This is a genomic window from Mycobacterium sp. 1164966.3 (genome assembly GCF_001665395.1).
Taxonomy (GTDB): domain Bacteria; phylum Actinomycetota; class Actinomycetes; order Mycobacteriales; family Mycobacteriaceae; genus Mycobacterium.
The window spans coordinates 1-13,620 of record NZ_LZSG01000032.1; the positions used below are offsets into that span (position 1 = coordinate 1).

Here is a 13,620-nt window from a genome sequence, read left to right on the forward strand (position 1 = left end):
TCAACCGCCCACTCCTCGGTCTCCGAACACCGCCCCAACCGGTAGGCGAACAACTCCCCAATCGCCACCAACTGCGCCGCGGCGGCCCGATTCTCCGCACGCACCGCCGCACTGGCCCGCTGCACCCACGCCGCCGACTCGCCGGTGGGTGCCCGCAACTCGCAGCGCGCGGCCAACTCATCGAAGTAGGCAATCACCTGCTCCTGCGACCACCCACCACCCCGTTCGAACATGTGTTCGAGTATGCCACAGCCCTATGACAAATGCCCGGCCTAGAACTCAGCGCTCGTGCGCCATACCGTGACTGGCACCCTGCTGGTGCTGGCTCTCGGGATGCCCCGGCGAATCACCGCGGATGTCGATGCGCCACCCGGTGAGCCGCGCCGCCAACCGCGCGTTCTGGCCTTCCTTGCCAATCGCCAGCGACAACTGGAAATCCGGAACCACCACGCGGGCCGCGCGGGCGGTCTGGTCGATGACCGACACCGAGACCACCTTGGCCGGCGACAGCGCGTTCGCGACGAAGTGGGCCGGGTCGTCGTCGTAGTCGATGATGTCGATCTTTTCGCCGGACAACTCGCTCATCACGTTGCGAACCCGCTGCCCCATGGGACCGATGCAGGCGCCCTTGGCGTTCAGGCCCGGGACACGCGACGCCACCGCGATCTTGGACCGGTGACCGGCCTCTCGAGCCACCGCCACGATCTCGACCGACCCATCGGCGATCTCCGGCACCTCCAGCGAGAACAGCTTACGAACCAGGTTGGGGTGGGTGCGCGACAAGGTGATCAGCGGCTCACGGGCGCCGCGCGTCACACCGACTACGTAGCAGCGCAGCCGATTGCCGTGTTCGTAGCTCTCACCGGGAACCTGCTCGGCGGCCGGGATGACACCTTCGGATGCCTTGCTCTCGGTGCCCATCCGAACCACGACCAGGCCCCGGGCGTTGGCCCGGCTGTCACGCTGGATCACTCCGGCGACGATTTCGCCCTCGCGAGTGGAGAACTCACCATAAGTGCGCTCGTTTTCGGCGTCGCGGAATCGCTGCAGCATCACCTGCCGGGCTGTGGTGGCGGCGATACGGCCAAAGCCCTCGGGAGTGTCATCCCATTCGCTGATGAGATTGCCGTCGGCATCCAGCTCGCGCGCGATCACGCGGACGACGCCGGTCTTGCGGTCGATGTCGATGCGCGCCTCGTTCTGGTGGCCCTGGGTGTGGCGGTAGGCGGTGAGCAGCGCCGACTTGATTGTTTCGAGCAACTCATTGACCGAGATGCCACGGTCCACCTCGATCGCATGCAACGCGGCCATATCGATGTTCATCCGCCGCCCTCCTCTGCACCACTGAGCAGTTCCATCTCCCGTGGATCCGGCCGGCCAAACTCCACCTGAACCGCCGCGCTGGCGATGTCGCCGAGGGGAATTTGCCGGACTTCGGGTTTGGCGCCGCGATCGCCGCGGACCACCACCCGAACCTGACCGTCGATGACGTCGCCGAGCCGAACGGTCAGCACAGAGCCGTCGGTCAGCGTGACGTCGGCTTTGCGTCCGCGGGCTCGGCGGAAGTGCTTCTCTGCGGTCAGCGGTCGATCGACGCCGGGCGAACTGACTTCGAGGACATACTGGCCGTCGACCTGGGCGCCCGCATCGAGGAGCCCGGATGCGGACCGGGACAGCGCCGCGATCGTGTCAAGATCCAGGGGGACATCGCCGTCGGCGACGACGGTGATGCGCGGCGGGCGCGCGGTCGGATGAACGATCACGTCTTCGATCTCAAAACCGGCGCGCGCGAACTCGCCATCGAGCAGCTCTATCACCTGCTTCTGTGACGGCAATCTCGTCGCCACGGCGAGCTCCTCATCTTGAGTTGTCTGCATCTTTGGAGGTCCAAACGCTAACGATACGCCAGAAGCCAGCTCGAACGAGGAGATCTTGAGGCCGTCATCGCCGCCTTTACTGATGGTGGCGACCCGCTTCGCCCGGCTCCGCCGCGCTCGCGATCGCCACAAGTCGTGTCCTCGAACGGCCCAATGGCAGGATGTTGGGGTGCCAAGCACAGGACCCGTCATCAAGCGGCGGGGTGTGCTCGCCGGTGGCGCCGCTCTCGCTGTGCTCGGGGTGACGGCGTCCGCCTGCGGCCAGCCCCCGCCCAAAGCCCCCGCCGTCGAAGAGCTGCTGGGCCCGTTGGACCAGGCCAGACGGGACACCGCGCTGGCGTCGGCCGCTGCGGAGACGGTCGGCAGCCCGCCGCAGATCGCCGCCGCGCTGACTGTGGTCGCCACCCAGCGGGCGGCGCACGCGCGTGCACTGGCGACCGAGATCGCCCGCGCCGCCGGCAAGCTGTCCGCTTCGTCGAGCGAAACGACCGCCCCCAGCCCCAGCGGGCAGGGCCCGGCTTCGCAGCCGCCGCCTCCGCCGCCACCTGTCTCCGACGTGATCGACTCGCTGCGCGCCTCGGCCGAAAGCGCCGGCCGCCTGGTGGCCAGCTCATCGGGCTACCGTGCGGGGCTGCTGGCCTCCATCGCCGCTTCCTGCACTGCTTCCTACACGGTTGCGCTGGTGCCGGGAGGTCCCTCGATATGACCTCGGCCGAACCCACGCCGAACGCGTCCCCGGCCGGCCCACCCACCGGCAAAGACGCCGACGTCTCGGCGCTCGAGGACGCCCTCACCATCGAACATTCGACGGTCTACGGCTACGGCATCGTCTCCGCGCTTTCGCCGCCTGGTGTCAACGAGCTGGTGGTGGAAGCACTGCTGCAGCACCGGCAACGGCGTGACGACGTCATCGCGATGCTGGCCGCCCGCAAGGTCACTCCCCCGGTGGCCGCAGCCGGTTATCAATTGCCGATGCTGGTAGCCAGCGCAGCCGACGCCGCGCGGCTGGCCGCGCGGATGGAGAACGACGGCGCGACGGCCTGGCGTGCGGTCATCGAGCACGCCGACACCGCGGATGACCGGGCGTTCGCGTCCACTGCCCTGACCCAGAGCGCGGTCATGGCTGCGCGCTGGAATCGGGTGCTGGGGGCCTGGCCCATCACCTCGAGTTTCCCCGGCGGCAACGATTAGGCGGGAATAGCTAACCGCTGACGGCGGCCGCGATATCGGCGGCCAGCGAGGCGCCGGTAGCCAGCTCGCGGGTCTGGCCGCTGAAGCGGTCGCGCAGCTCGACCACGCCGTCGGCCCAGCCGCGGCCGACGACGACGATCCACGGCATGCCTAGCAGCTCGGCATCCTTGAACTTGACGCCGGGCGACGCCTGACGGTCGTCGAGCAGCACCTCGACGCCCAGCCGATCCAGCTCGCCGGCCAGTTCGGCGGCCCCGGCGCGAGCCTCGGCATCCTTGTTGGCGATCACCAGGTGAACGCCGAACGGCGCGATCGACGACGGCCAGCGCAGGCCCAGTTCGTCATGGTGCTGTTCGGCGACGACGGCGACCAGTCGCGAGACCCCGATGCCGTAGGAGCCCATGATCAGCCGCACCGGTTTGCCGTCCTCACCGAGCACGTCGACGGTGAAAGCGTCGGTGTATTTCTGGCCGAGCTGGAAGATGTGCCCGATCTCGATGCCGCGCGCCATGACCAGCGGTCCGGCCCCATCCGGAGAGGGATCACCCTCGCGCACCTCGGCGGCCTCGATGGTCCCGTCGGCGGTGAAGTCGCGGCCGGCCACCAATCCGACGACATGACGACCGGGTTCGTCGGCGCCGGTGATCCAACTGCTGCCGTCGACCACTCGCGGGTCGACCAGGTAGCGAATGCCGTTGTCGCGCAGCGCTTTCGGGCCGATATAGCCTTTGACCAGGAAAGGGTACCTGGCGAAGTCCTCGTCGCCGAGGAACGCGAACTCCGCCGGTTCCAGCGCCGCGGCCAGGCGCTTGTCGTCGACGTCACGATCACCTGGCACGCCGATGGCCAGCAGCTCCCACTCATCGCCGGGCTGGCGGACCTTGACCAGGACATTCTTCAAGGTGTCCGCGGCGGTGACGCTGCGGCCGAGGTCAGCCTCATTCGCCCAGGCCACCAGGGTCGCGATGGTCGGGGTGTCGCCGGTGTCATGCACCACGGCTTCGGGCAGCCCATTGACCGGCAATGTCTCCGGCCGGGCGGTGACCACCGCCTCGACGTTGGCCGCGTAACCGGACTCCAGGCACCGCACGAAGCTGTCCTCGCCGATGGGGCTCTCGGCCAGGAACTCTTCGGATGCGCTGCCGCCCATCGCGCCCGACACCGCGGACACGATGACATAGCGCACGCCCAGCCGCTCGAAAATGCGTTGGTAAGCCTCCCGGTGCGCGTGGTAGGCAGCCTTGAGCCCGGCGGCGTCGATGTCGAAGGAGTAGGAGTCCTTCATGACGAATTCCCTGGCGCGCAAGATGCCGGCCCGCGGCCTCGCCTCATCTCGGTACTTGGTCTGGATCTGGTAGAGCACCAGCGGGAAGTCTTTGTACGAGCTGTATTCGCCCTTGACGGTCAGGGTGAACAGCTCTTCGTGTGTGGGGCCGAGCAGGAAGTCGTTGGAGCGACGGTCCTTGAGCCGAAACACGCTGTCGCCATACTCGGTCCAGCGGTTGGTGATCTGGTACGGTCCGCGCGGCAGCAGGGCGGGAAACAGGATCTCCTGCCCGCCAATGGCATTCATCTCGTCGCGAACTACTCGTTCGATGTTGCGCAGCACCCGCAGCCCGAGTGGGAGCCAGCTGTACAACCCCGGCGCGACCGGCCGGATGTAACCGGCGCGGATCAGCAGTTTGTGGCTGGGAACTTCGGCGTCGGCGGGATCGTCACGCAGGGTGCGCAGGAAGAGTTTCGACATCCGGGTGACCACAGCGGGCAAGCCTAACGTGCGGCGGATGGGATCGCGAAAGTGCAACCAGCGACGCGTTTTCCGAGTGGCGGCGTCGGTAGTTGCACTCTCGCGGGAGGTGGGGGTGGGCTACAGCTCGCCGGCCTCGATGGCGTCCTTGACTTCCTGGGCGTGGGCCACCTGCTCCGGGGTGTACCCGATGAACAGCGCCATGATGCCGACGATGACCGCCGTGCCGGCCACCCACAGCAGCCCGTAGGTATAGCCGTGGTCGAGCGCCTGCAACTGCACGTCGTTCATGAACTTCACCGGCACGGTGGTTCCGCCCAGGTACAGGGTGCGCGAGGTGATCACCGCCTGGATGACGGCCAGCACCAACGGGCCGCCGAGGCTCTGCAGCATCAGCGCGATCGCCGAAACCGGGCCGATCTGGTCGAAGCCGACGCCGGCGATCGCGGACAAGGTCAACGGAACCACGACCATGCCGATACCGATGCCGCCGACCACGATCGGCATCACCAGGTTGGGGAAGTAAGGCGCACCGCGGTGCATGAACGCCCAGCCGTAGATCATGGCGCCCAGCAGCAGCCATCCACCGCCGATGGTCAGCACCCGCGGCGAGAACCGGGACACCAGCTGCGAGGACACGCCCAGCCCGATTCCCATCGCGATCACGAACGGAATGAAGCCGACGCCCGCCCGCAGCGCGCTGTAGCCCAGAATGTCCTGCACGTACAGGCCGATGCAGACGGTGAGGCTGAACATCACGCCACCGGCCAGCAGGATCGCGCTGAAGGTGACCAGCCGGTTGCGGTCCTTGAACAAATGGAATGGGACGACGGGGTTCTCGGCGGTGCGCTCCACGATCAAGAAGGCGATCGCGGCGGCGAAGGCCACTACACCCGAACCGATGGTGGTAGCCGAGATCCAGCCCTTTTCCGGACCCATCGAGAAGGCGAAGACGGCTGCGGTGCACGCCAGCGTGGCCAGCATGGCCCCGGTGGCGTCGAGCTTCATCCGCTCACGGTTGGTTTCCCGCAGCGACGTGCGGGCCAGGTAGATCATGACCAGGCCGATCGGCACGTTCACCAGGAAGGCGAGGCGCCAAGACCACTCGGTGAGCGCCCCGCCGACCACCAGGCCCATCACCGAGCCGACCGCGGTCATCGCGGCGAACACCGCCGTCGCGGCGTTACGAGCGGGCCCCTTGGGGAAGGTGGTGGCCACCAGCGCCAGGCCGGTGGGCGATGCGATGGCCGACCCCACGCCCTGCGACAGCCGAGCGATGACCATCGTGACCTCGTCCCAGGCCACCGCGCACAGCACGGAAGAGATGGTGAACAGCGCGACGCCGACGATGAAAGTGCGCTTGCGCCCGATGGTGTCGCCGAGGCGGCCGCCGAGCAGCATCAACCCGCCGAACGTCAGCACATACGCGGTGATCACCCAGCTGCGACCTGCGTCGGACAGGCTCAATTCGTTCTGAATCTTAGGAAGCGCAACGATGGCGACGGTGCTGTCCATGGTCGCCAGCAGCTGCATTCCGCCGATCGCGATAACCGCGGCGATGAAGCGGCGAGAGGGCAGCCACGCAGGGTAATACCTGCTCGTACGCTGTGGGGCGGTCTCCGCCGGGCGCTCAGCGCGCTCCTCGGCCGGACGATCGGGGCGCGCAGACGTGTCCATTTGGACCGCGCGCTCTGTGTCGTTGAGAGCCGTCATAACGGGTTACCTTACAGTAATCTTAAGAATTGTTTAAACGGCGAACGGCGCTCAGGCCCGCCACAGCCCCGATCACGATGATCGCGGGAGGTCGGATCCCCTCCGCGCGGACCTTCTCCGGCGTGTCGGCGAGCGTCGACCGCAATGTATGTTGAGCGGCCGTCGTGCCGTGTTGGACCACTAGCACCGGCGTATCCGCAGGTCGACCGCCTTTAAGAAGCGCGTCGACGAAAAGTTCGATGCGTTCGACCGCCATCAGCAAAACGATTGTGCCGGACATCGCAGCCAGTGCATTCCAATTCACTAACGATTCGGGGTGGTCGGGCGCGAGATGGCCGCTGACCACCACAAATTCGTGATTTGTGGCCCGGTGGGTGACGGGAACGCCGGCCAAAGCGGGCACGGCTATGGCGCTTGTCACACCTGGCACGACAATGACCGGAATTCCGGCGTCGGCGCACGCGAGTACCTCTTCATACCCGCGCGCGAACACGAACGGATCGCCCCCTTTGAGGCGGACGACGAAGTTTCCGCCTCGGGCTCGCTCGATCATGACGGCGTTGATGGCGTCCTGAGCCATCGCCCGGCCGTACGGGATTTTGGCGGCGTCGATGACTTCGACGTGCGGCGCCAGCTCGGCGAGCAGCTCCGGCGGCGCGAGCCGGTCGGCGACCACGACGTCGGCATGGGCCAGCAGGCGCCGACCGCGCACCGTGATCAGTTCGGGATCGCCGGGACCTCCCCCGACCAGCGCCACCCCACCGCGCACCACATCGGAACTCTCCGGGTCCAGCGGGTTTTCCGGGGTGATCATCCCGGTCTGCAACGCCTCGCGGATGGCCGATCGGATGGCCGCCGACCGGCGGTGCTCACCGCCGGCCAGCACCCCGACCGACAGCCCGGCATAGCTGAACGACGCGGGTGTCACCGCGCTCCCCTCGAGGGCGATGTCGGCGCGGACGCAGAAGATCCGGCGGCGATCGGCGTCGGCGACGACGGCGGCGTTCACCTGCGGGTCGTCGGTTGCCGCGATCGCGTACCAGGCACCGTCCAGGTCGCCGTCGCGATATTCGCGCACCAACAGGGTGATGCCCTCCATTGCCTCGACCGCGCGGGTCGCGCTGCGGGAGATGACGTGCACGTCTGCGCCGCTGGCGATGAGCAGCGGCAGCCGGCGCTGGGCGACCGTGCCGCCACCGACCACGACAACCTTCTTGCCGGCCAGTCGCAGGCCCACCAGGTAGGGGCTCTCAGTCACCCGGCAAGCCTAAAAGCTGGGTCGCCAATTCGCCGCGTGGGCGACGAAGCGCGCAACGGCTTCGGGTGCCGCGGCCGGATGAGTGTGCAGGTACGACGCGTGCACACCGGCGTGTACCGCCCCTTCTCGCACGTGGCCTGCGTCAGGCTGCCGGTATCCCCAAGCCGGCTGATAGCCGGCGGTGAATGTGACCGCAGTGCGGTGGAATTCGTGGCCGACCATTCGTTGGCCCGCGCGGTACATCGGGGAATCGGAGATTGCGACGGCCTCGCGGTATCCCAGGTTCAGGTGCGGCGTGAATTTCGCCGATCCGGCCAGCACGTCGCACATCGGGTGTCCGTCGAGCTGCGATACCAGGTAGACCAGGCCGGCACATTCGGCATGCACCGGCGCTCCGGCCGCGGCCAGCTGGTTGATCTGCCCGCGGGCGACGTCGTTGGCGGACAGCTCTGCGGTGAACTGTTCGGGAAAACCGCCGGGCAGCACCACCGCATCCGTGTCGCCGGGCAAGGCGTCGACGAGCGGGTCGAACCCGACCACCTCCGCACCCGCGGCTCCCAAGAGCTCGGCATGTTCGGCATACCCGAAGCTGAATGCCTTCCCGGTCGCCAATGCGACCCGCGATGTTCCGGCGCTTCCGGTGCCGGCCTCGCCCACCGCGGCCACCGGATCCCACGCCAGGCCGGCGACCCGGCTGGTGGCAGCTGCGAAAACGGTTGTGAGATCGACGTGTTGAGCCACCAGAGTGGTCATCGCTTCCACCGCGAGCCGCGCGCGACGGCCGTATTCGACGGCGGTGACCAACCCCAGATACCTTGTCGGCAGCTCCAATTCAGCAACCCGGGGAATCGCTCCGAGGACCGGGACACCGGTCTGTTCGCAGGCCTGTCGCAGCACCTGCTCATGCCTGGGCGACCCGACCCGGTTGAGGATCACGCCAGCTACCCGCGTAGCGCTATCGAACGTGGAAAAACCGTGCAGCAGTGCGGCAATGCTGTGACTCTGGCCGCGTGCGTCGACCACCAGGACAACCGGGGCGCCGAGCAGACCGGCCACATGTGCGGTGGAGCCCGCGGCCGGCCCGGCGGCGGGTCCGATGCGCCCGTCGAACAGCCCCATCACCCCTTCGACGACGGCGATGTCGGCACCGGCCGTGCCGTGCCGGTAGAGCGGGCCGATCAGCTGCTCTCCCACCAACACCGGGTCCAGGTTGCGGCCGGGCCGTCCCGCGGCCAGCGAGTGGTAGCCGGGGTCGATGAAGTCTGGGCCCACTTTGAACGGCGCCACGCTATGGCCCGCGCGCCGTAGTGCTCCGATCAAACCCGTTGCGAGCGTGGTCTTTCCACTACCTGAGGCAGGCGCGGCGATGACTACCGCGGGCGTGGTCATGGAGCGCTCGGGCGCGGCGGGGCACTCACCACTCGATGCCCTTCTGCCCCTTGCGCCCTGCGTCCATCGGATGCTTCACCTTGGTCATCTCGGTGACCAGGTCGGCGGCCTCGACCAACCGCGCGGGCGCATCGCGTCCGGTAATCACCACATGCTGATGGCCCGGGCGGGCCAGCAGGACCTTCACCACGTCGTCGACGTCGACCCAACCCCACTTCAGCGGATAGGTGAACTCATCGAGCACGTAGAAGTCGTGCCGCTGAGCGGCCAGCCGGCGAGCGATCTCGGCCCAGCCGTCTGCCGTCGCCGTTGCGTGATCCGGTTCGCTGCCCGACTTGCGGCGCCAGGACCAGCCGGCGCCCATTTTGTGCCATTCCACTGCGCCGCCAACGCCCTCCCGGTCGTGCAAGTCGCCGAGCCGGCGGAAGGCCGCCTCTTCGCCCACCTTCCACTTGGCGCTCTTGACAAACTGGAAAACGGCGACGTCTAGACCAACGTTCCACGCCCGCAACGCCATTCCGAACGCCGCCGTCGACTTTCCCTTGCCCGCACCGGTGTGTACCGCCAGGATCGGCGTGTTGCGCCGCGCCCGTGTGGTCAGGCCATCATCGGGAACTTGGGACGGACGGCCCTGTGGCATAAGCGGCTATCCTCGCCGGCTCAGGCGACGCTGCGCACGGTCTGCATCAGATGATCGGCGTGCAGCTGCGCGAGCCGTACTGCGGGCGCACCGAGTTGACGGGCCAGCTGTCCGGCCAGCCCCAGCCGCACGTACGATGTTTCGCAATCCACGACCACTGCGGCCACCCCTTCGGCGACCAGCCGGCCCGCTGCGATTCGGCTGCGGCCCAGCGGATCTGGTCCCGCGGTGGCTCTGCCGTCGGTCAGCACCACGACCAGCGGGCGCCGGGTGCGGTCACGGATACGTTCGCGGATCACCAGTTCGCGCGCGGCCAGCAGGCCCTCGGCGAGTGGCGTCTTGCCGCCGGTGTCAAACCGGGCCAGCCGCCGGCCCGCGATATGCGCCGACGACGTCGGCGGAAGCAGCAGCCGCGCCTCGTGCTGGCGGAACGTGATCACCGCGATTTTGTCACGCCGCTGGTAGGCGTCGCGCAGCAATGAGAGCGTGGCCCCGCTGACCGCGGCCATGCGGTCGCGCGCGGCCATCGAACCCGAAGCGTCGACGACGAAGATCACCAGGTTGCCCTCGCGCCCTTCGCGGACCGCCCGGCGTATGTCATCCGGCCCTGGCCGCAGCGGCCCCGCCGCTGCGCACTGCTCGGCGGCGGAGAGCAACGTGGCGAACACGTGCAGGTCGCCCACGGCATCGCCGGCGGTGGCCGACACCACGGCGCCGAACCGGTTGCGGGCGCGTGAACGTCGGCCCGGCGCGCCCTCACCGAGCCCGGGAACGGTCAGCGCCCGGGTACGGAAGACTTTCGACGGCGGCGCGCTGGGCCGCGGTGGCTGCGGAGCTGTAGTGGACGAATTCTGCTGTTGGGCGTCATGTTCCATGTCACTTGGCTGCCCACCTCCCGGCGGATCCGGATCGGGCTCGCGGTCATCGCCGGCCTGGCGCAACGCCTCGTCCAGCTCGTGCGGATCGATGCCGTGCTCGTCGAACGGATCCCGGCGGCGCCGATGCGGCAACGCCAATTCGGCCGCCACGCGGATGTCCTGCTCCGCAACGGTTTTCGCGCCCCGCCAGGCAGCATGCGCGACGGCGGTACGGGCCACCACCAGATCCGCCCGCATTCCGTCGACGTCGAAGGCTGCACACAGCCCGGCGATGCGTCGTAACTCGTTGTCCGGCAGCACCACATCGTCGACCAGAGCTCGTGCCGACGCGATCCGGCGGGCCAGTTCCGCGTCGGCGTCGGCATAGCGTTCGGCGAACACGTCCGGGTCGGCCTCGTAGGCCATCCGCTGCTGCACGACCCGCACCCGCACGTCGACATCGCGCGACGCGTGCACGTCGACGGTGAGACCGAACCGGTCCAGCAGTTGCGGCCGCAGCTCACCCTCCTCGGGGTTCATGGTGCCGATCAGTACGAACCGGGCCTCGTGCGAATGCGAGATGCCGTCGCGTTCCACATGTACGCGTCCCATCGCGGCGGCGTCGAGAAGCACGTCGACCAGGTGATCGTGCAGCAGGTTGACCTCGTCGACGTAGAGGACGCCGCCGTGGGCGCGGGCCAGCAGGCCGGGTGAAAACGCGTGCTCGCCGTCCCGCAGCACCCGTTGCAAATCCAGGGATCCGATCACCCGGTCTTCGGTGGCTCCCAGCGGCATCTCGACCAGGTTTGCGCCGGCCTTTCCCGCGCCGCCGGTGGCGGCCGAAAGCAGCGCCGCCAGACCGCGCACGGCCGTCGACTTGGCGGTGCCCTTCTCGCCGCGGATCAGCGCGCCGCCGATTTCCGGACGCACGGCGCACAGCAGCAGCGCGAGGCGCATCTGTTCATGGCCCACGATCGCGCTGAACGGATAAGGTTTCACGGCTTCTCTGCCAGACCGGAGCCGGGTCGCAGCATGGGCAGGTGCGGAATGCCGTCTTCGATGAAATCCTCACCGTCGCGGACAAATCCGTGCTGGGCATACATGTCGGCCAGGTATGATTGCGCGTCGATCCGGCAGGGATAGTCGCCCACCTCGGCCAGGGCGGCGCCCAGCAGACGCGTGGCGTGACCTTGTCCGCGGGCACTGCGTTTGGTACACAGTCGCCCGACCCGGAATGCCTTCTCGCCCCCAGCGTGCTCCTCCATCAGCCGTAGCGTACAGATCACCTCACCCTCGGGCGTTTCCAGCCAGAACTGCCGGGTCTCGGCGAGCAGATCGCGACCGTCCAATTCCGGGTAGGGGCAGGCCTGTTCGACGACGAAAACCTCCACGCGCAATTTGAGCAGCTCGTAAAGAGTTTGGGCGTCAAGGTCTTTCGCCCACACCCGACGCAATGCTTCACCCATGCCGGTGCTCCAGCTGCAGCGCCTTACTGCCCCAGGCCCAGACTTCGTCGAACAGCGCCGGTTCGCGGGAAAGCTGCGCCCCCAGCGACGGCACCATCTCCTTGAGCGTCGGCAGCCAGGACTGATACCGGTGGCCGAAGCAACGCTGCAGAACCTCCAGCATGATCGGCACCGCCGTCGAGGCGCCCGGCGAGCCCCCGAGCAGGCCGATGACGCTGCCGTCGGCAGCGTCGACCAGCGTCGTGTCGAACTCCAGCACACCGCCCTTGCGCCTGTCCCGCCTGATGACCTGCACCCGCTGGCCGGCTACGATCAATTCCCAGTCGGAATCCACTGCGCTGGGCGCGAACTCGCGCAGCACGTGTACGCGGTCGGGTTGGCTGAGCCGCAATTGGCCGACCAGATAGCTGAGCAGCGTCGTCTGGGTGATCCCGACGCCAAGCATGGACGCCACGTTGTTCGGCCTAACCGAGCGCGGCAGGTCGCTGAAGTGCCCGTGTTTCAGGAATTTCGGCGACCACCCGGCATACGGGCCGAACACCAGCCACGGCTTGCCGTTGACGAAGCGCAGGTCCAAGTGCAGCGCCCCGAGGGGTGGGGCACCCGGTGACGGAGCGCCGTAGACCTTGGCCCGATGCGCGCCGGTGAGCTCCGGGTTGTCGGTGCGCAGGAACCTGCCGCCGATCGGAAAGCCGGCGAAGCCTCTGATCTCCTTGATGCCGGATTTCTGCAGCAGCGGCAGGGTGTCGCCGCCGGCTCCGGCGAACACGAACTTGGCTTTCAGCTTGCGCTTTTCGCCGGTGCGACGGTTGTTGACCGTCAACGTCCAGCTGCCGTCCGATTGCCGTGACAGATTGCGCACCTCATGACCGAACAATGCGACAGTGCCGTTGCGCACCGCGTAGCCGACGAGCTGCCGGGACAGGGCACCGAAGTCGACGTCGGTGCCGTCCTTCGCCCAGTTGAGCGCAACCGGCTCGCGCAAGTCGCGTCCTGCGGCCATGAACGGCAACCGCCGGGCGAATTCGTCGGGGTCCTCGATCAGTTCAACGGCGGCGAACAGTGGGTTGTCAGCCAGCGCCTGCCGTCGCCGCCGCAGGTAATCGACGCCGGTTGCACCGTGCACGAAGCTTGCATGCGGCACCGGATTCAGGAAGCCGCGATCGGTCAGCATGCCGTTCTCCGCGGCGTACGCCCAGAACTGGCGGGTGACCTGGAACTCCTCGTTGATGCGCACCGCTTTGGCGATGTCGATCGAGCCGTCGGGACGCTCCGGGGTGTAGTTCAGCTCGCACAGCGCGGAGTGGGCGGTGCCGGCGTTGTTCCAGGGGCTGCTGCTTTCGGCGCCGACGGCGTCCAGCCGTTCGACGAGTGTGATCGACCAGTCCGGTTCCAGCCGCCGCAGCAACGCGCCCAGCGTGGCGCTCATAATGCCCGCGCCCACCAGAACGACGTCCGTACTGGCTAGCCCAACCACAAACT

The 13,620-nt window shown here is 67.8% G+C and carries 12 protein-coding genes and 1 pseudogene; 2 read left to right on the top strand and 11 right to left on the bottom strand.

The window, feature by feature from the left end; all coding sequences use genetic code 11:
* The 3 genes and pseudogenes from A9W99_RS10500 to rimP all read right to left on the bottom strand — a co-directional run.
* A pseudogene (locus A9W99_RS10500) lies at positions 1–233 on the bottom strand (hypothetical protein); the annotation flags it as partial.
* A 46-nt stretch (positions 234–279) separates the two neighbouring features.
* Positions 280–1,323: a transcription termination factor NusA gene (gene nusA / locus A9W99_RS10505; protein ID WP_067376618.1), complete on the bottom strand. Its 1,044-nt coding sequence runs from the start codon at positions 1,321–1,323 to the stop codon at positions 280–282.
* On the bottom strand, positions 1,320–1,847 hold the full coding sequence (gene rimP / locus A9W99_RS10510; RefSeq protein ID WP_067376851.1) for a ribosome maturation factor RimP: 528 nt from the start codon (positions 1,845–1,847) through the stop codon (positions 1,320–1,322). Before rimP ends, nusA begins: the two co-directional genes overlap by 4 nt.
* A 235-nt stretch (positions 1,848–2,082) precedes the next feature.
* Between rimP and A9W99_RS10515 the strand changes: the two genes are divergently transcribed.
* Together A9W99_RS10515 and A9W99_RS10520 are read left to right on the top strand one after the other, a co-directional pair.
* A complete protein-coding gene (locus A9W99_RS10515) occupies positions 2,083–2,583 on the top strand; it encodes a hypothetical protein (protein WP_371514946.1) in 501 nt (166 codons plus the stop codon).
* Entirely contained in the window at positions 2,580–3,068 is a 489-nt protein-coding gene (locus A9W99_RS10520; protein ID WP_067376623.1) for a ferritin-like domain-containing protein, read from the top strand. The genes A9W99_RS10515 and A9W99_RS10520 overlap by 4 nt, the downstream gene beginning before the upstream one ends.
* Before the next feature lie 10 nt (positions 3,069–3,078).
* On the opposite strand, the gene A9W99_RS10525 is transcribed toward A9W99_RS10520, so the two are convergent.
* From A9W99_RS10525 to mqo, 8 genes are all read right to left on the bottom strand, one after another.
* Positions 3,079–4,827, bottom strand: coding sequence for a proline--tRNA ligase (locus tag A9W99_RS10525; protein ID WP_067376626.1), 1,749 nt, complete (start codon positions 4,825–4,827; stop codon positions 3,079–3,081).
* A 108-nt stretch (positions 4,828–4,935) separates the two neighbouring features.
* The gene (locus tag A9W99_RS10530; protein ID WP_067376628.1) at positions 4,936–6,528 is read right to left on the bottom strand and encodes an MFS transporter; all 1,593 of its coding nucleotides are present in this window, start codon (positions 6,526–6,528) and stop codon (positions 4,936–4,938) included.
* A 22-nt stretch (positions 6,529–6,550) separates the two neighbouring features.
* A complete protein-coding gene (gene cobA / locus A9W99_RS10535) occupies positions 6,551–7,786 on the bottom strand; it encodes a uroporphyrinogen-III C-methyltransferase (RefSeq protein ID WP_067376631.1) in 1,236 nt (411 codons plus the stop codon).
* A gap of 9 nt (positions 7,787–7,795) precedes the next feature.
* Positions 7,796–9,175: a cobyrinate a,c-diamide synthase gene (locus tag A9W99_RS10540; protein ID WP_067376634.1), complete on the bottom strand. Its 1,380-nt coding sequence runs from the start codon at positions 9,173–9,175 to the stop codon at positions 7,796–7,798.
* Positions 9,176–9,200: 25 nt separating this feature from the next.
* Complete coding sequence (gene cobO, locus A9W99_RS10545) at positions 9,201–9,815, bottom strand: cob(I)yrinic acid a,c-diamide adenosyltransferase (protein WP_067376636.1); 615 nt, start codon at positions 9,813–9,815, stop codon at positions 9,201–9,203.
* A 20-nt stretch (positions 9,816–9,835) separates the two neighbouring features.
* A complete protein-coding gene (locus tag A9W99_RS10550; protein ID WP_067376639.1) occupies positions 9,836–11,671 on the bottom strand; it encodes a magnesium chelatase subunit D family protein in 1,836 nt (611 codons plus the stop codon).
* Positions 11,668–12,138 (bottom strand): GNAT family N-acetyltransferase, encoded by a 471-nt coding sequence (locus A9W99_RS10555; protein WP_067376642.1) that lies wholly within the window; start codon positions 12,136–12,138, stop codon positions 11,668–11,670. Before A9W99_RS10555 ends, A9W99_RS10550 begins: the two co-directional genes overlap by 4 nt.
* The gene (gene mqo / locus A9W99_RS10560) at positions 12,131–13,615 is read right to left on the bottom strand and encodes a malate dehydrogenase (quinone) (RefSeq protein WP_156623048.1); all 1,485 of its coding nucleotides are present in this window, start codon (positions 13,613–13,615) and stop codon (positions 12,131–12,133) included. The genes A9W99_RS10555 and mqo overlap by 8 nt, the downstream gene beginning before the upstream one ends.
* Between the last annotated feature and the right edge of the window lie 5 nt (positions 13,616–13,620).

Bases quoted from the DNA above. Each gene is read 5' to 3' on its own strand.
- A9W99_RS10540 (WP_067376634.1), bottom strand. From the start codon at position 9,175: ATGACCACGCCCGCGGTAGTCATCGCCGCGCCTGCCTCAGGTAGTGGA.
- A9W99_RS10555 (WP_067376642.1), bottom strand. From the start codon at position 12,138: ATGGGTGAAGCATTGCGTCGGGTGTGGGCGAAAGACCTTGACGCCCAA.
- cobO (WP_067376636.1), bottom strand. From the start codon at position 9,815: ATGCCACAGGGCCGTCCGTCCCAAGTTCCCGATGATGGCCTGACCACA.
- A9W99_RS10520 (WP_067376623.1), top strand. From the start codon at position 2,580: ATGACCTCGGCCGAACCCACGCCGAACGCGTCCCCGGCCGGCCCACCC.
- nusA (WP_067376618.1), bottom strand. From the start codon at position 1,323: ATGAACATCGATATGGCCGCGTTGCATGCGATCGAGGTGGACCGTGGC.
- A9W99_RS10530 (WP_067376628.1), bottom strand. From the start codon at position 6,528: ATGACGGCTCTCAACGACACAGAGCGCGCGGTCCAAATGGACACGTCT.